This is a genomic window from Pseudomonas sp. H11T01, assembly GCF_048515765.1.
Lineage (GTDB): Bacteria > Pseudomonadota > Gammaproteobacteria > Pseudomonadales > Pseudomonadaceae > Aquipseudomonas.
The window spans coordinates 143,806-159,921 of sequence record NZ_JBLYED010000003.1 but is presented as its reverse complement, the minus strand read 5'-3'; the positions used below and the strand labels follow the sequence as shown (position 1 = coordinate 159,921).

Below are 16,116 nucleotides of genomic sequence, written 5' to 3'. Positions count from 1 at the left end.
AGTAATGGCTATCAGTGTTTTTGACCTGTTCAAGATTGGGGTCGGTCCCTCCAGTTCCCATACTGTCGGTCCGATGCGTGGCGATGGCACGCATTTCATCTCCCTTGATCGGGTGATCCGCACCATGCGCGATACCGGCGCCGACATGCATGACAAATATAAGGAAACCTCCCGTGGCGGGCTGGCTGTCAGCTCCATCGAATGCTGAGCCACCTTCAACACGGGGAGCAGGACATGTTGCAACTGACTAAGCCTTGTCGGCAAAAAACGCCGTTACTGCGCATAGGCTTCTGGTTGACGGAAGCCTTCGACTTGTATGCTTTGGCCAATGCGCTGGAACCTTTGCGTCAGGCTAACCAGATGGCCGGACGTAGCATCTGTGAGTGGCAGATTCTCAGCCTGGAAGGCCAGAACCTGAACGCCAGCAATGGCATTGCTACCGCAACCTCACGACTGGATCAGGCACAACCATTGGATGTGTTGATCCTCTGTTGCGGTGAAAACCTGCGCGCCAGGGCCGATCATCAAAGCCTTCTCCAGCAGCTGTGTCGCTGGGCCGTGCAGCCGATTGGGCTGGGTGCAATGGGTAACGCCGGTTGGCTGCTGGCGCAGATCGGCGCGCTGGACGGTTACCGCTGTAGCCTGCCGGAACCCGATCCATTGGCACAGCCAGGTCGCTTCAATGACTTGACGCCAGTGGCCGCGCCGTTCTGCGTCGATCGCCAACGCCTGACCTGCGTCGGTCCCCAGGCGGTTCAAGGGTTGATGCACGAATTGTTGGCCCAGACCCACGGCCGCGGTCTGGTATTGCGCATGAAACAACACGCAGCCCGCCAGGCCAGACCGCTGTTGCCGATGCACAACGCCCATCCAAAGCTGCAAGCGGCGCTGGCATTGATGAACGACCACCTGACCAACATGCTCGGTATCGATGAACTGGCCGAGTCCATGGGCATCTCCCGCCGGCATCTGGAGCGGTTGTTCAAACGCAACCTGGGGTGTTCGCCGTCGCGGCACTATCTGGACTTGCGCCTGCAACAGGCGCGTCAGTTATTGCAGGCCGGCAAACACCCCATGTCGGATGTCGCTAGCCAGTGCGGATTTATCTCGCTGCAACATTTTTTCCGCTGCTATCGCCACTATTTCGGTGCGCACCCGCGCGACGAACGGGCACCCTCACCACACCCTCGCTTTCTTACCGCCTGACTCTTCGCTAATGCCCCCGCCAAGCGGCTTTCATCGCGCTTGTCGGGGGCATTGTCGTTTTTGTCAGATGGCCCCCGAGAACAACCTTCGAAAAGAGCGGATCTGATCAACTACAGGTCGGATTCGCGCAAAAAACGCCACCTTGCATCTGTTCGAATGATCTTCAGCGGCCCGCCAGAGTGGCGCCTTCTGTCGCTCAATCACTGACAAGGATAAATGACATGCAAATGCCGAAAACCATCCAGATCAAGAACGGCGAAAAAGTTACACCGACGTTCTCAGCTCAGGAATATGCCAATCGCCAAGCCAAATTGCGGGCGTACCTGGCGCAGAACAATATCGACGCGGCAGTCTTCACCTCCTATCACAACATCAACTACTACAGCGATTTCCTGTATTGCTCTTTCGGCCGCCAATACGCGCTGGTGGTTACTCAGGACAGTGCCGTGACCATCAGCGCCAACATTGACGGCGGCCAGCCTTGGCGCCGCACCGTTGGCACCGAAAACATCGTTTATACCGACTGGCAGCGCGACAATTACTTCGTTGCGATCCAGCAAGCCTTGCCCAAGGCCGGACGTGTCGGCATCGAGTTCGACCATCTGAATCTGCTCAACCGCGACAAACTCGCCAGCCGCTACCCGCAGGCAGAACTGGTAGACATCGCCGTACCGTGCATGCGCATGCGCATGATCAAGTCCGCTGAAGAACACGCGATCATCCGTCATGGCGCCCGGGTGGCGGATATTGGTGGTGCGGCTATCGTCGAAGCCTTACGTGATCAGGTTCCGGAATATGAAGTAGCTCTGCACGCCACCCAGGCAATGGTGCGCGAAATTGCCCGCACTTTCCCGGACTCGGAACTGATGGATACCTGGACCTGGTTCCAGTCCGGCATCAACACTGACGGTGCGCATAACCCGGTGACCTCACGCAAGGTCAACAAGGGCGACATCCTCAGCCTCAATTGCTTCCCGATGATTGCCGGTTACTACACCGCGCTGGAACGTACGCTGTTCCTCGACCATTGTTCCGACGAGCATCTGCGCTTGTGGGAAGTCAACGTCAAGGTGCATGAGGCCGGTCTGAAGCTGATCAAGCCGGGCATGCGCTGCTGCGATATCGCCTTGCAACTGAACGAAATCTTCCTCGAGCACGATCTGCTGCAATACCGCACCTTTGGTTATGGTCACTCCTTTGGCACGTTAAGCCATTATTACGGCCGTGAAGCCGGACTGGAACTGCGCGAAGACATCGACACCGTACTGGAGCCAGGGATGGTCGTTTCCATCGAGCCGATGATCATGCTGCCTGAAGGCCTGCCGGGTGCCGGCGGTTATCGTGAACACGACATACTGATCGTTAACGAAGAGGGCGGAGAAAACATCACGAAATTCCCGTATGGCCCGGAACACAACATCATCAAAAAGTAAGATTTTGCGCCGCACAGGAACCTGTGCGGCGTTTCTCTTTGGTGAGTGGCAAAGGTGTAGAAAAAAGCCGTTTCGGCGACTGAGTTCAACCGTTAAAAAAAACAACGCAAGCGCGCCGAAAACGCGCAGCATTTACTGACCCTTCACCCTGCCAAGTAAAACAATAGAGGGTATTTGTCATGTTTTACGTCTCGACTCCGGCCTCAGGCCCGAAGCATCGCCTCCTCAATCCTGCTTCGGGCAGCGATAAAGCGCTGCCCCTTCATTCCGATAACAGCACCTCTACCACCGGAGGTGTCCAATGAGCACCCAAAACGCAAGTTTGACGTTGACCCTGGAACAGCAGTTTGAACAGACGTCCGAGCGCAAAGCATTACGTCGTGCCGCCAGCGCCAGTTTCATGGGCAACTTCGTCGAGTGGTTCGACTACGCGGCCTACGGGTATCTGGCAACGGTCATCGCGCTCACGTTTTTTCCGCAGACCGACAAGGCTACCGGCCTGCTAGCGACGTTCGCGGTGTTCGCGCTGTCGTTTATTGTCCGCCCGATAGGAGGATTGGTCTGGGGTCACTTCGGTGACAAATATGGGCGGCGCAGCGCGTTGTCCTGGTCGATTCTGATCATGTCAGTCTCAACCTTTTTTATCGGCGTTCTTCCCACTTACAATCATATCGGCCTCTGGGCGCCGGCCTTGCTGTTGCTGATCCGCCTGGTTCAAGGGTTTTCCGCTTCCGGCGAGTATGCCGGAGCATCAGCCTTTCTCGCCGAATATGCGCCTGAGGGTAAACGCGGTTTGTACACCAGCATCGTCCCGGCGAGTACCGCTGCCGGGTTGCTGTTCGGCGCGGTGTTCGTGGCCGGTTTGCACTCGTGGATGAACGTCGAGGATCTGCACAGCTGGGGTTGGCGCTTGCCCTTCTTGCTGGCGGCGCCGTTCGGTCTGGTGGGGCGCTATATCCGCATGAGTTTGCAAGACACGCCCAAGTTCCTGGAGATGGAACAACGTCTGGAAGCCAAGGAATGCGCAACCCACGCTCCGGTTCGCGAACTGCTGACCGTGCACCGGCGTAGCGTGATGATCGGGATCGGCGTGACCTGCCTGAATGCGGTGGCGTTCTATTTGTTGCTCAGTTACATGCCAACCTACCTGTCCACTGAAATGGGCATGAGCGAGAGTGATTCGTTCATGGCCTCGACAGTTTCGCTGGCGACCTATATCGGGCTGATTTTCCTGATGGGCAAGTTGTCGGACCGGTTCGGGCGCAAGACCATGCTGGTGATTGCCTCGTTACTGTTTTTGGCGCTGACGTTTCCGCTGTTTGGCATGCTCAACAACCAGCCACTGATCGTGGTGCTGATGATCCAGATTGCCTTTGGCACGATCCTGGCGATGAACGACGGCACGTTGCCGTGCTTCCTTGCCGAGATATTCCCCACCCGCGTGCGCTTCAGTGGTTTTGCCTTCAGCTTCAATATCGCCAATGCCGTATTCGGTGGCACCGCACCCTTTATCGCGACGTGGCTGATTCAACTAACAGGCAATAAAATGGCGCCAGCCTGGTATCTGCTGGCGGCTGCTGCGGTGGCGTTGATTGCCATGCTGGCGAGTCGGGAAACTGCGCATAAAGCCTTGCAGGACTAAACCGTATTACGCGAAGGAGTACATCGCTCCTTCGCGTATTTGGTTTTAATGCAAAGCGACTTGCTTGCGCTCACCGATGGGCGATACGCCGAAGAAGCGGCTGTAGCATTTGGAGAAATGCGCAGGGGAAGCAAAGCCGCAGGCGAGGGCGATATCGCGTACTTGCGACTCGCTACGCAGCAGCAACTGCCGCGCCCGTGACAGGCGCAATTCAAGGTAGTACTGACTCGGCGTGCGTTGCAGATGTTTGTGAAACAAACGCTCCAGTTGCCGCACCGACACCTCGTTCAACCGTGCGAGATCCTCAAGTCCCACCGGTTCCTCGAGATTGGCCTCCATGATAGCCACCACCTGACTGAGCTTGGGCTGGGAGGTGCCCAGTTTCTGCCGTAACGGCACGCGCTGTTGCTCCCGCGCTCCACGTGCCCGATCACACAGAAGCAATTCGGCCGCATGGGTCGCGATCTCCTGACCACCCGGTTCGCGGGCAATTAACTGTAAAGTCATGTCCATGGACGCCACGCCACCGGAGCAGGTGTAGCGATCCCGATCCAGTTCGAACAACTGATTGGAAATGATGATCCCTGGAAAACGCTCCTTCAATGCTTCGATGTCTTCCCAGTGGATGGTGCAGCGATAACCTTTGAGCAAATCTGCGCGAGCCAGCAAGTGGCTGCCAGTGCAAATCCCACCCAGCGTCACCCGGTCATGGGCTAGCTTGCGCAGCCAATTGAGTAACGGTCGACTGCTGTGATTGGAGACGATCGGGTTTGAACCGACAACGAACAAAATGTCGAGCTTTGGTGCATCGGTGATGGAGTAATCAGGCAGGATGCGCATACCGTTGCTGGCCGTCACCGGTTCCAGATCAGCGGCGATGATAACCGTACGAAACATCGGTTGGCGCGCTGCCATATTGGCCATGCGCAGGGTTTCCACAGCGGAAGCGAAGCCGATGGTGGTGAAGTTGGGTATGACCAGAAAACCCACGGTTTTTAATGGCCGGTGTTCACTAGCCGAACGTCCCGCAGCGGGTTTCGCCGCCTGGAGTTTCGCCGTCATTACCGCTCCTCCACTGCATGGATGACGTGCTCTGTGGCAAGGCGCCGACAGTGTTCAGCATCATCTCGTTTTTATGATTGTTATACCCTGCTTTCGGGTTTGTGGATCTTACACCGAGTGTCCAATCAACAGGCATAAACGAGACGAACTCTCATAGCCTCCACGTCGAATATCACACCCCGCAGGCTCCGCCAGTTGCAACGGATCGGGCATCAGGCTTCTCTGATGTCCCGACCCTGGGTCAGCCAATCGATGAACAACGCAAACAACTCCGCCTGTGAGCTGATTTCCAGCTTGGTGTAGAGGTTCTTGCGGTGCATGCGCACGGTTTCCGGAGAGATCGTGAGTACCCGTGCGGTGGATTTTACCGAGTGGCCACGCAGGATCAGGTGAGCGATCTCCCGTTCACGGACGGTCAGCAGAGGGCTGCCAAAGTTCATGAAGGCGGCTTCGATTTGCTGGTTGAGGCTGGCTTGCGGAGGAGGGGTGAGCGTGTCCCGGGCAACCTCGGCGAACAGGTGCTGCAGGCCCCCGGTGGTGCCGAAACGGCGCAGCAGTTCGCGGACCATGGGCTCTACGGCGCGCATCAGTGCCAGTTGTTGCGCATTGAAAGGGGTGGTGCTAAGGCCCTGGAACATCGACAGCGAAATCTTGCTCTGCCGGTCGAGGTCGACGATGTAGTAGCAGTCTTCCACGGCACCGCTCTTGAGGTAGTAAGTCTTGTAGTACTCACTGCTGAAAAAGTCGTCCGGAGCGATTTCCGAGAGGTGGTAGAAGCCTTCGGCGAGGCCGTTTTCCACGGCCAGACAGAACGGATCAAGCAGGTAACCACGGGAGAAGTAGCGGTTGATGATGTCGTCGCGGTGATCGCCCGGGATGCCCCGCTGGTGCAGCAGTTGCGGCGGCAGGCCTTTGCGTTCAAGGCTGATCATCATCGACTCGATGGGCGTCAAGCCGTTGAGTGCCGTCGCCAGATGTTCGAGGAAGGTACTGTCGTCTATCGCCATGAAGGCCATCGCCAACCCCCCATGCCAGGCCTGCAAAGCCTGGAGCGGGAGCGCGGTAGAGATATCGCTTGGGGTATCGGTCATGCCCGGCAGTCTACTCGCCGGGCACGTTGCAGGCAAAACGCCGAGAAGCCTTTCTCCACCCTTGTACTGCGCGGTGTTCATTGCCCCTGATACTGGCCGCTGCGCTTGAGTTCATCGGCAGTATCGAGGATGCATTCACGCAGGATGTCGACCACTTCATCAACCTGTGCGTGAGTGATGATCAGGGGCGGCGACATCACGTTCAGGTGCCCGATCGGACGCACCATCAAGCCTTTTGCTTGTGCCCGCAGGTGAATTTTCTCTCCGATATTCAGTGCGTCGGGGAACAACGCCTTGGTCTGTTTATCGGCGACGAACTCGATACACGCCATCAGTCGTTTGCAGCGTACGTTACCCACCAGTGGCAGATCGGCGAGGGTGTGCAGGCGCTCCTCCATGTAGCGGCCGACATCTTCGACGTGGGCCAGGAGGTTTTCACGCTCGATAATTTCAATGTTCTTCAGCGCCGCAATGCAGCTCACCGGATGCCCGCTGTAGGTGAAACCATGGGTGAAACAGCGACCTTTACCAGGCTCGCCGATTACCTGCCAGATTCGCTCGGAGAAGATGCAGGCACCCAGCGGCAGGTAGCCGGAGGTCAGTCCCTTGGCCGTGGTGATGATGTCCGGTTGCATGCCAAACACTTCTTCAGAGGCGAAGAACTTGCCCAGCCGACCGAACGAGGTCACCACTTCGTCGGCGACATAGAGCATGTCGTAGCGTTGGCAGATTTCCCACATGCGCCGGTGATAACCCTCTGGCGGGATGATCACGCCGCCCGAGCCCATGACGGGCTCGGCGAAGAATGCCGCGACCTTGTCGGCGCCGATGGTGAGGATCTTGTCTTCGAATTCGTTGACCAGGTGATCGAGGAAATCCGCTTCGCTCATGCCTTTCGGGGCCCGGTAATAGTTCGGGCAAGAGACGTGATGGAACAGGTCGCTCATGAAGTCGAATTCAGGCGCGCGGTCGGCGGCCTTGTTGCCGATCGACATGGTCAGGAAGGTCGAGCCGTGATAGGCGTTGAACCGCGAGATGATGTGCTTCTTTTCGTGCTTGCCCCGGCTGTTCTGGTAAAACTGGACCAACCGGTAGGCAGTGTCCACGGCCGTCGAGCCGCCGGTGGTGAGGAACACATGATCGAGGTCGCCGGGTGCCAGGCTGGCGAGTTTCTCGCAGAGCTGGATGGCGGTGACGTTGGCCATGTCGCAGAACGGATTGGAGTAGGCCAGCTGGCGCACCTGGTTGGCGATGGCCTCGGCCATTTCCTCACGACCCAGACCGATATTGGTGCACCACATGCCGCCGACGGCGTCGAGGTAGCGATTGCCGGCGGTGTCGTAGATGTAGGCGCCTACGCCTGCGGCAATGTTCAACGAGCCTTGCTCACGATGTTCGTCGAACATATGGAAGCCGTGCATGTAATGCGCCTTGTCGGCGGCAACCAGTTTCTCCTGGTCGAATTGCGCGAAAAACGCTGGGGATTGAGTGGGCATAACCTTCACCTTCGGAGTCTGTGGGGTGGATATCTATCGCGGTAGGGACCCGCGTCATTTACCGGTCTTCACCATGTTCCAGGTGCGGGTGATCAGACGAACGTTCGCCTGTGATTGAGTCTTTTGTGTGAACAGACGCTTGAGTGTTTCCTGGTCCGGGTAGATCGCCGGGTTGTCGCGAATGTCCGCGGTGAGCAGTGCCGTCGCTGCCTTGTTGCTGTTGGCGTAGCGGATGTAGTCGCTGACCTCGGCGATCACCTGCGGCTGCAGCATGTACTCGATAAACTTGTGGGCATTGGCAACGTTGGGTGCATCGGCCGGGATGTAGAAGTCATCGAACCAGATCAGCGAACCTTCCTTGGGAATGAAGTAGTCGAGTTTGATCTTCGCTCCGGCTTCCTCGACACGGGCCTGGGCGGTGGCGTAATCGCCGGACCAGGTGGTGGACAGGCACAGGTCACCGTTGGCCAGGCCGTTGAGGTAACCGGTCGAATCGAATTTTCGAATATACGGACGCACCGCCATCAACACATCCTGCGCGGCCTTGAGATCTTTTGGCTCGGCACTGTTGGGATCGCGGCCCAGGTAGGTCAGTACCAACGGGATAATGTCGGTGGGCGAATCGGTCAGGGTCACCCCACAGTCGGCGAAATGCGAAACGACTTTGGGGTCGAAGATCATTGCCAACGAACCGATGGGGGCGTCCGGCATGCGTTCCTTGATCTTGCTGACGTTGTAGGTGACGCCGTTGCTGCCCCAGGTATAGGGCGCGGAATAGGTCACGCCGGGGTCGTAGGTTTCCAGACTCTTGAGTACATGCGGGTCGAGATTCTTCCAGCTGGGCAGCAGCGTCTTGTCCAGTGGCTGGAACACCTTGGCCTTGATCAGCAAGGGGACCAGGGCGGCGTTGAGTACCACCAGATCGTAGCCTGAGCGGCCCGGCAACAGCTTGCCCTGGACGGTTTCGTAAGAGTCGAAGGTGTCGTAGGTCACCTTGATGCCGGTGGCTTTTTCAAAGTTGGCGATGGTGTTTTCGCCAATGTAATCCGCCCAGTTGTACAGCCGAAGGGTGTTGCTTGGCGCATCTGCGCCATGGCTGAGCACGGGTAAAGTGGCAAGGGCCACGCTAAGGATTGCTGTGAGGGCTTTGCGCATATCAGTCCCACCTTGTGGTTACTCTTGCGAGCTGCTGGGCCTCACTTTCCAGCAGCGCCTTCGATCGCGCCATAACCCGATCGGGTAGGTGGGGTGTGCAGGTGACGAGGGGGCAATTTCAGCCCCCCACCTCAATGCACAATCTGCGCAAGAAACGCCTTGGCCCGTGGGCTTTTCGGCGCGCCGAAGAAGTCATTCGGCGGCGCATCCTCGATGATTTTCCCGCCATCCAGAAACAGCACCCGTTCTGCCACTTGCCGGGCGAAGCCCATTTCGTGGGTGACGCAGAGCATGGTCATGCCGCTGCCGGCGAGTTTGACCATGACGTCGAGGACTTCGCTGACCATTTCCGGGTCCAGTGCCGAGGTCGGTTCGTCGAACAGCATGATTTTCGGTTCCATGCACAGCGCCCGGGCAATGGCCACGCGTTGTTGCTGGCCGCCGGAGAGTTGGCTGGGGTATTTATCCGCCTGGTTTTCGATGCCGACTTTATTGAGGTAATTGCGCGCCAGCTCTTCGGCTTTTTTGCGCGACAGGCCGCGTACCGAAATCGGTGCCAAGGTGCAGTTGTCGAGCACGCTCATGTGCGGGAACAGGTTGAAGTGCTGGAACACCATGCCCACTTCGCTGCGCACTTTGGCGGCGTGTCGGGTGTTCTGCGACAGATCGGTGTCGTCGATCAGGATGCGACCTTTTTCGGCGATTTCCAGGCGATTGATGCAACGGATCAACGTCGACTTGCCAGAGCCGGACGGCCCGCAGAGGACAATGCGTTCGCCTTCGCGAACTTTCAGGTCGATGTCGTGCAGCACATGGAAGGCGCCATAGAACTTGTTCAGCCCGGCGATATCGACCACCACTTTGCGGGTGTCGGGGACTACGATTGCCGGCGTTTCCAGCAGGGCAGTATTGGATTGCATGCACAGGTCTCCAGCGATCAGTGGAAGCGCTCGGCGCTGTAGGGCGTGGGGTCGGTAAACGGCATGCTGCCGGTCATCATCTCGGCCAGCAGGCGACCGCTGACCGGGCCCAGGGTCAGGCCGTGGTGAGCGTGGCCGAAGTTGAACCACAGCCCCGGGTGGCGACTGGCCGGGCCAATCACCGGGCGCATATCCGGCAGGCATGGCCGACGACCGAGCCAGGGTTGCGCGTCGAGGCGTTCGCCCAGCGGGTAGAAGTGACGGGCATGCTCTTCGCAGCGGCGCAGCTGGATTTCATTGATCGGGTCATCGCTGTCGGCGAACTCGATGCCGGTGGTCAAACGAATGCCGCGCACCATCGGTGCCAGCACGTAGCCGCCCACTGGATCGAGAATCGGGTGATGCAAATGAGTGCCGGGTTTGGCCGCGTAATGCATGTGGTAGCCGCGTTTGATTGCCAATGGAATGTGATAGCCCAGAGGTTCGAAGAGGCCTCGGGCCTGAGGGCCGAGGGCAATGACCGCCTCGTTGCCGGTGATCAGGCCTTCGTCGCTTTGCACCTGCCATTGGCCGTTGCTTTGGCGCAGGGTCAGGGCGTCACCAAGGACAAAGGTGCCGCCGCGTTTTTTGAACAGCTCGGCGTAACCCCGGGTCAGGCCGCCCGGATCGCTGACAGTCTTCGGATCGAGCCAGTGCAGGCCACCGATAACGTCGGGATGCAGCCCGGCTTCGCGTTGGTGGATCTGCTGTTGGTCCAGGACCACATAGTTCAATCGGTACTCGCTCAGGGCCAAGGCATCCTGTTGGGCCTTTGCGAAGGCGGCCGGATCACGAAAAATTTCAATCCAGCCGTCGCCATGAATCAGGTGGGTCATACCCGCCGGTTCCGCCAGTAGGTCATGTTCGATGACGCAACGCTCTATCAGCGGCAGCATGGCGCGGGTGGCAGCGGCCAGTCCTTTGGGGCTGGAATGGCGCCAGTATTGCAGCAACCACGGGCCGACCTTGGGCAGGTAGCGCAGGCTGTAGCGCACGTCTGACTGTTGGTTGAGGCCGTAGCGCAGCAACTTCGAGAGCTGGCGCGGGAACGCGTAGGGGACCACGCTGGCGCGCTCGATCAACCCGGCGTTGCCGTGGCTGGTGCCGTTGCCCGGCTGATCGCGGTCGAGCAGTACCACTTTGCGGCCACGGGCCTGTAAGTGCAGCGCGGTGCTGACGCCGACAATCCCGGCGCCAAGAACGATGGTTTCGCAATGCATGGGTAAATCCCTGGTACGCGGGCCGCGAGGGCAGCCCAGGAAAATCGGTTCAGTTCAAATGACGGCCCAGACGGCCTTCGATCAGTTTCAGGCTGCGTCGCACCACTTCGACTATCAGCAGGTATAGCACCGCCGCCCACAGGTAGATCTGGAAGTCGAAGCTGCGGGAGAAGGCCAGCTTGGTCACGCCCATCAGGTCGTAAATAGTCACCAGTGAAGCAATGGCGCTGGCCTTGATCATCAGGATCAGCTCGTTGCCCAACGGCCCGATGGCCACCAGCAGCGACTGCGGCAGGATGACTTTGCGAAAGGTGGTCCAGCGCGACAGGCTCAGGGCTTTCGACGCTTCGCGCTGGCCCTGGGCGACCGCCAGCAAGGCGCCGCGCAGGATCTCGGCTTGGTAGGCGGCAGTGTTCAGGGTGAAAGCCAGCAGGGTGCAGAACCAGGCTTCGCGGAAGAACCACCAGAGGCCAACGTCCTGCCAGAAGCCTTTGAACGAGCCCAGCCCGTAATACAGCATGAACAGCTGTGCCAGGAGTGGTGAGCCACGGAAGAAGTACACGTAGGCGCCGGTAAAACTGCGCACAAAGCGATTGCTCGACAGCCGGCCCAGGGCGATCAGCAGGCCAAGCAGGGCGCCGAGGGTGAAGGAAATCGCCACCAGTTTGCCGGTCACCAGCAACCCGTCGATAAAGCGCGGGCCGTAGCGTTCGAGCAGTTCTGGGCTGAGGAACAGGTTCAGCAGATCATCGACGCTCATGGGCGGGCACTCCGTTGATGGCGGCTGAAGTACTGCTCAAGAAAGTGGAATAAACGGCCGGACAAGGCCGAAAAAAACAGATAGCCGAAGCAGGCCACGGCGTAGAAGAACAGGGGCTCCTTGGTCACGCTGACCGCCAGGTTGGTCTGACGCATCAGATCGACCAGGGAAATGGTCGACACCAGTGAAGTGTCCTTGAGCAACGACAGCCAGTTGTTCGACAAACCCGGCAGGGCAATGCGCGCCAGTTGCGGCAGTACGACCTTGCGGAACGTGGTGCCCTTGGACAACCCCAAGGCCGCAGCAGCTTCGAACTGGCCCTTGGGCACGGTCTTGAAGGCACCGAGCCAGATCTCGCTGGAAAACGCAGCGAACACCAGGCTGAAGGCGATCATCGCAGCCACGAAGGTATTGATCGTCACTTCGGTCTGGTAGCCCATCGCGGCCAGTATCTTCTGCGCGGCGATCTGGCAACCGTAGTAAATGATCAGCAGCGTCAGCAGCTCCGGCAGCCCACGGAATACCGTTGAAAAAGCGGTGGCCGAGGCCCGTAACCAGCGCCGTTTGGAACGGGCCGCCAGTGCAACGCCCAGACCCAGCGGCAAGCCGATCGGCACACAGCTGAGGGCCAGGGCGATGGTCACCAGGGCACCGGCCAACAACGCCGAGCCCCAGCCACCGCTGGCGAAAGATAACAGTGACAGATGTTCGAACATGCCCGAACCCTCTCGCGAAGTTAAGCCTGCACGCCGCCGACGCGCTCACGAGGAGCACGGGGCAGAGGTGCTAAAGAAGAAGGTCCGCAGCCCGGCCACGGACCTGAGGGGTCAATAGATATCGAAGGCGAAGTAACGGCTGGAGATCTTTTTGTAGGTGCCGTCGGCGACGATCTCGTCCAGCGCCTTGTTCAGGCGTTCACGCAGGGCGTTGTCATCCTGGCGCACGGCGATAGAGGCATCGGCAGTGGTGCCGTTGACGTCACCGATGATCTTGCAGCAGTCCTTGCCGGTGCTTTCGGCCCAGGCCACCAGCGGAAACTTATCGGCAATCACCCCGTCAATCCGACCGGAGACGAGATCACTGTTGGCTTCGTCCAGCGTTGGGTAGAACTTCACGTCGGCACCGGCCGGACCGTAATGCTCTTCGGCGTAGATCGCCTGGGTCGAGGACGACTGGGCACCGATCGAGCGACCTTTGAAGTTGGTCTGGGCATCGGTGATGTTCGAGTCCTTGGGCACCGCGATTGACAGCGGCGTACGGTAGTAGTGATTGGTGAAGGCGATCTTCTTTTTGCGCTCGTCGGTGGCAATCATCGAGGCGACCACCGCATCGTATTTCTTCGCCATCAGCGCCGGGATGATGCCTTCCCAGTCCTGAGCGACGATTTTGCATTCGACCTTCATCCGCTCGCACAGGGCGTTGGCAATGTCGACGTCAAAGCCGTGCAGCGTGTTGTCCGAGTCAACGTAGTTGAAGGGCGGGTAGGCGCCTTCGGTGGCTATTTTCAGTACTTCAGCCTGGGCGCCTGACGTACCGGCGATGACCATTGCACATGCACTTGCAAAGCGAATGACGTTTTTCATCTAGCACCTCTATTATTGTTTTGGTCCTGGTGAGGATGTGTATCCAACGAACTCGTTATGTAATGCGGCGGTTGCTTCAAGACGTTTTTCGACGTCGGGGCCCAGCTGTATGCACACCTCATTCACCAGCAGGTGCACCAGCGACAGCATCGATGCCGTGGACTCCCAGAACAGGTTGAACTCGGTGGGCACGCGGAACACTTCATCGGCGTTCTGCTCGGCCCAGTCACAGAAGGTGTCGGTGACCAGGGTCACCGCAATCCCGGCTTCGCGGGCCTTGCGGCACAGGGTCAGGGCGTGACGGGAATAACGCCGGGCTTCGAACACCACCAGTGCGCACTCCTCAGGGTTACTGAGCAGCACGTCGGCAAAATGCCCGGCGGCGCCGTCCACCAGTTGCACGCCATCGCGCAGGTACTGCAACAGATGGACCATGGCAGCGGCGATACCGCGCTCGGTCTGGAACCCGGCGACAAATACCTTGCGGCGAGTGGCCAGGCGCTGGCTGACGACTTGCCAGGCCGGGGTCAGGCTGTATTCGTAGACTTTCACCAGCGCACCGACTTCCAGCTCGAAGCTGCGCGGCAAACCTTGCGGGCTCTGACTGGCTTGCTGGCGGAACTCCTGCAAACGTTCACCCACCAGCCACGGGCCTTCGCCCAGGTCGGTTTTCAGGTCGTTTTTCAGGTCTTTGAAATGGCTGTAACCGATGGAGCGGCAGAAGCGCCCGACAGTGGACTCGCTGACGCCCAGCTTGGCGGCGATATCGGCCGAGGTCTGGAAGGGCAACTCGTAAAGGTTGGCCAGCATGTAATTGGCGATCGCCCGGCCCGAGGTGGAGGCGGTCGACAAGCTACTTTCCAGACGTTGTTTGATGGGCTGGCTCAAGGCTGTTTCCTGTTGTTATTCAGCGCTTGGAGCAGAAGGTGAATGTTTTCTGGCATTAAGTCAATATATGACAGATAACTGGCAATATTGCGTGAGTTGGCGGGGTGATTAAGGAACAACGCGCTTTTGTAGGGGGATCGGGCTGGTCGATCATCCCATTGGCAAGTCGGTGCAAGCCTTAAGTCTCGCGCCTCGTAGCTGCCGGGTCTTACACCGATTTTGCCGGGCCAATCCCGCCAATCCAAAGCACTTGCCAATCGCCGCCAAGGCAGCATATGAGCCGTTGCCCAGCCTTTTGATAATCGCCTCCGACAAATCGTCCCCCGTTTGCGGAGCGCGCCATGCACAACAATAAGAAATTCCAGCACTGTTTCTTGCCTGCCTTGATTGCCAGCCTGTCGACTCTGGGCATGAGTTCGATGGCCAAAGCTGAAATCATGCTGTACGACAAGGACCAGACCACGTTCTCCACCGATGGCTACATCAACACCTTTTACGTCAACAGCAAAGTCGACCGTCCCGGCGATCAATTCGATCGGAGCCAGGCCCGAGTAAAGATGGGGTTCTTGCCCAACTACCTGGGCTTCAACATGACCAAGCAAGTCGACGACCTGAAGCTTGGGGCTCGGTCGTCGTTCTGGGTGACCATCAACGACAGTCAAACCAACGGCACCGACACCGCCATTGATGTACGGCAGTTCTACGGCACCGTCGCCAGCCCCGAATGGGGTGAAGTGCTAATCGGTAAAGACTTCGGGCTGTTCGCACGTTCCAACATCCTGCTCGACGAGATGCTGGCCGGTTACGGCCAGGTCAGTGACAGCCTGGGGCTGGTGGACGGTGGCGGGGTGTCGTTCGGCAACATTGGCACCGGTTACCCGTACCCGTTTCCTACTTCGCAGATCACCTACCGCACTCCGGTCATGGACGGGTTACGGGTTGCGGTGGGGATCATGGATCCGGTAGACACCAACGACAGCAGCGCACTGGGCAAGGCTTATCAGGAGAACCCACGGACCGAGAGTGAGATCACCTACCAGTTCGACGTCAGCGGGGCGAAGATCTATAGCTGGGTCAACGGCAGTTACCAGACCTCGGACAACACCGACTCCACGGTCAAATCGGTCACCTCCAAAGGCGTCGGTTACGGCGTGCAGGCGAAAATGGGCGGTTTGTCCCTGACCGGTTCGGGCTTCCAGGCCAAAGGCATCAATCCGTTCTTCACCAACAACGCCGGTAAAGCGACCTTGCGTGAAGTCGACAGCGACGGTTACCTGCTGCAGGGCTCCTACAAACTGGGCAAGAACCGTCTGGCACTGTCTTACGGCAAAACCAACGACGACGGCAACGGCGTGGTGGGCAGCGGCGCTGACTACGACACCCGGGGGATCGCGCTGTTTCATGACGTCAATGACAACCTCAAACTGGTGGCCGAGTACAACCAGTTCAAAATCAGCGGGCACGACACCAATGCCCAGAATGAAAACACCGATACCTTCGCGGTGGGGGCAGTGCTGACCTGGTAACCCGGCCGGATCGGCCCGCGCTGCGCGCATCGCGGCGTGGGTCGGATCCGTTCTTATTTTCTGGGCCCGGATTGTGGGAGCGGGCTTGCCCGCGA

Annotated in this window: 15 protein-coding genes; 5 read left to right on the top strand and 10 right to left on the bottom strand. The window is 58.7% G+C overall.

All coding sequences use genetic code 11. The features are described 5' to 3' along the window. The first annotated feature begins 4 nt into the window (after positions 1–4). From ACN1C3_RS05230 to ACN1C3_RS05215, 4 genes are all read left to right on the top strand, one after another. Positions 5–208: a serine dehydratase beta chain gene (locus ACN1C3_RS05230; RefSeq protein WP_419114731.1), complete on the top strand. Its 204-nt coding sequence runs from the start codon at positions 5–7 to the stop codon at positions 206–208. 26 nt (positions 209–234) lie between these two features. After that, the gene (locus ACN1C3_RS05225) at positions 235–1,206 is read left to right on the top strand and encodes a GlxA family transcriptional regulator (protein ID WP_419114730.1); all 972 of its coding nucleotides are present in this window, start codon (positions 235–237) and stop codon (positions 1,204–1,206) included. A gap of 221 nt (positions 1,207–1,427) precedes the next feature. Further along, positions 1,428–2,639, top strand: coding sequence for a M24 family metallopeptidase (locus tag ACN1C3_RS05220; RefSeq protein ID WP_419114729.1), 1,212 nt, complete (start codon positions 1,428–1,430; stop codon positions 2,637–2,639). Positions 2,640–2,940: 301 nt separating this feature from the next. Further along, positions 2,941–4,281, top strand: a complete 1,341-nt coding sequence (locus ACN1C3_RS05215) for an MFS transporter (protein WP_419114728.1) — start codon at positions 2,941–2,943, stop codon at positions 4,279–4,281. 45 nt (positions 4,282–4,326) lie between these two features. Here the strand turns inward: ACN1C3_RS05215 and ACN1C3_RS05210 are convergent, their stop codons facing one another. The 10 genes from ACN1C3_RS05210 to ACN1C3_RS05165 all read right to left on the bottom strand — a co-directional run bounded on the left by ACN1C3_RS05210 (position 4,327) and on the right by ACN1C3_RS05165 (position 14,495). After that, positions 4,327–5,343, bottom strand: a complete 1,017-nt coding sequence (locus tag ACN1C3_RS05210; protein WP_419114727.1) for a GlxA family transcriptional regulator — start codon at positions 5,341–5,343, stop codon at positions 4,327–4,329. A gap of 212 nt (positions 5,344–5,555) precedes the next feature. Further along, entirely contained in the window at positions 5,556–6,434 is an 879-nt protein-coding gene (locus ACN1C3_RS05205; RefSeq protein WP_419114726.1) for a helix-turn-helix transcriptional regulator, read from the bottom strand. A gap of 77 nt (positions 6,435–6,511) precedes the next feature. After that, on the bottom strand, positions 6,512–7,930 hold the full coding sequence (locus tag ACN1C3_RS05200) for an aminotransferase (RefSeq protein ID WP_419114725.1): 1,419 nt from the start codon (positions 7,928–7,930) through the stop codon (positions 6,512–6,514). Positions 7,931–7,984: 54 nt separating this feature from the next. Continuing rightward, entirely contained in the window at positions 7,985–9,085 is a 1,101-nt protein-coding gene (locus ACN1C3_RS05195) for a polyamine ABC transporter substrate-binding protein (protein ID WP_419114724.1), read from the bottom strand. A 131-nt stretch (positions 9,086–9,216) separates the two neighbouring features. Next, positions 9,217–10,005, bottom strand: coding sequence for an amino acid ABC transporter ATP-binding protein (locus ACN1C3_RS05190; protein WP_419114723.1), 789 nt, complete (start codon positions 10,003–10,005; stop codon positions 9,217–9,219). A gap of 17 nt (positions 10,006–10,022) precedes the next feature. Further along, on the bottom strand, positions 10,023–11,264 hold the full coding sequence (locus ACN1C3_RS05185; RefSeq protein ID WP_419114722.1) for an NAD(P)/FAD-dependent oxidoreductase: 1,242 nt from the start codon (positions 11,262–11,264) through the stop codon (positions 10,023–10,025). Between the two features lie 49 nt (positions 11,265–11,313). Then, complete coding sequence (locus tag ACN1C3_RS05180; protein WP_419114721.1) at positions 11,314–12,024, bottom strand: ABC transporter permease; 711 nt, start codon at positions 12,022–12,024, stop codon at positions 11,314–11,316. Further along, on the bottom strand, positions 12,021–12,740 hold the full coding sequence (locus ACN1C3_RS05175; RefSeq protein ID WP_419114720.1) for an ABC transporter permease: 720 nt from the start codon (positions 12,738–12,740) through the stop codon (positions 12,021–12,023). The genes ACN1C3_RS05180 and ACN1C3_RS05175 overlap by 4 nt, the downstream gene beginning before the upstream one ends. A gap of 111 nt (positions 12,741–12,851) precedes the next feature. Then, positions 12,852–13,607: a transporter substrate-binding domain-containing protein gene (locus ACN1C3_RS05170; protein WP_419114719.1), complete on the bottom strand. Its 756-nt coding sequence runs from the start codon at positions 13,605–13,607 to the stop codon at positions 12,852–12,854. 12 nt (positions 13,608–13,619) lie between these two features. Next, the gene (locus tag ACN1C3_RS05165) at positions 13,620–14,495 is read right to left on the bottom strand and encodes a MurR/RpiR family transcriptional regulator (protein WP_419114718.1); all 876 of its coding nucleotides are present in this window, start codon (positions 14,493–14,495) and stop codon (positions 13,620–13,622) included. Between the two features lie 341 nt (positions 14,496–14,836). On the opposite strand from ACN1C3_RS05165, the gene ACN1C3_RS05160 reads away from it, so the two are divergent. Continuing rightward, the gene (locus ACN1C3_RS05160; protein ID WP_419114717.1) at positions 14,837–16,021 is read left to right on the top strand and encodes a porin; all 1,185 of its coding nucleotides are present in this window, start codon (positions 14,837–14,839) and stop codon (positions 16,019–16,021) included. The last annotated feature ends 95 nt before the right edge of the window (positions 16,022–16,116 follow it).

Coding starts and splice junctions, on each gene's coding strand:
- ACN1C3_RS05230 (WP_419114731.1), top strand. CDS start 5: ATGGCTATCAGTGTTTTTGACCTGTTCAAGATTGGGGTCGGTCCCTCC.
- ACN1C3_RS05225 (WP_419114730.1), top strand. CDS start 235: ATGTTGCAACTGACTAAGCCTTGTCGGCAAAAAACGCCGTTACTGCGC.
- ACN1C3_RS05220 (WP_419114729.1), top strand. CDS start 1,428: ATGCAAATGCCGAAAACCATCCAGATCAAGAACGGCGAAAAAGTTACA.
- ACN1C3_RS05215 (WP_419114728.1), top strand. CDS start 2,941: ATGAGCACCCAAAACGCAAGTTTGACGTTGACCCTGGAACAGCAGTTT.
- ACN1C3_RS05210 (WP_419114727.1), bottom strand. CDS start 5,343: ATGACGGCGAAACTCCAGGCGGCGAAACCCGCTGCGGGACGTTCGGCT.
- ACN1C3_RS05205 (WP_419114726.1), bottom strand. CDS start 6,434: ATGACCGATACCCCAAGCGATATCTCTACCGCGCTCCCGCTCCAGGCT.
- ACN1C3_RS05200 (WP_419114725.1), bottom strand. CDS start 7,930: ATGCCCACTCAATCCCCAGCGTTTTTCGCGCAATTCGACCAGGAGAAA.
- ACN1C3_RS05195 (WP_419114724.1), bottom strand. CDS start 9,085: ATGCGCAAAGCCCTCACAGCAATCCTTAGCGTGGCCCTTGCCACTTTA.
- ACN1C3_RS05190 (WP_419114723.1), bottom strand. CDS start 10,005: ATGCAATCCAATACTGCCCTGCTGGAAACGCCGGCAATCGTAGTCCCC.
- ACN1C3_RS05185 (WP_419114722.1), bottom strand. CDS start 11,264: ATGCATTGCGAAACCATCGTTCTTGGCGCCGGGATTGTCGGCGTCAGC.
- ACN1C3_RS05180 (WP_419114721.1), bottom strand. CDS start 12,024: ATGAGCGTCGATGATCTGCTGAACCTGTTCCTCAGCCCAGAACTGCTC.
- ACN1C3_RS05175 (WP_419114720.1), bottom strand. CDS start 12,740: ATGTTCGAACATCTGTCACTGTTATCTTTCGCCAGCGGTGGCTGGGGC.
- ACN1C3_RS05170 (WP_419114719.1), bottom strand. CDS start 13,607: ATGAAAAACGTCATTCGCTTTGCAAGTGCATGTGCAATGGTCATCGCC.
- ACN1C3_RS05160 (WP_419114717.1), top strand. CDS start 14,837: ATGCACAACAATAAGAAATTCCAGCACTGTTTCTTGCCTGCCTTGATT.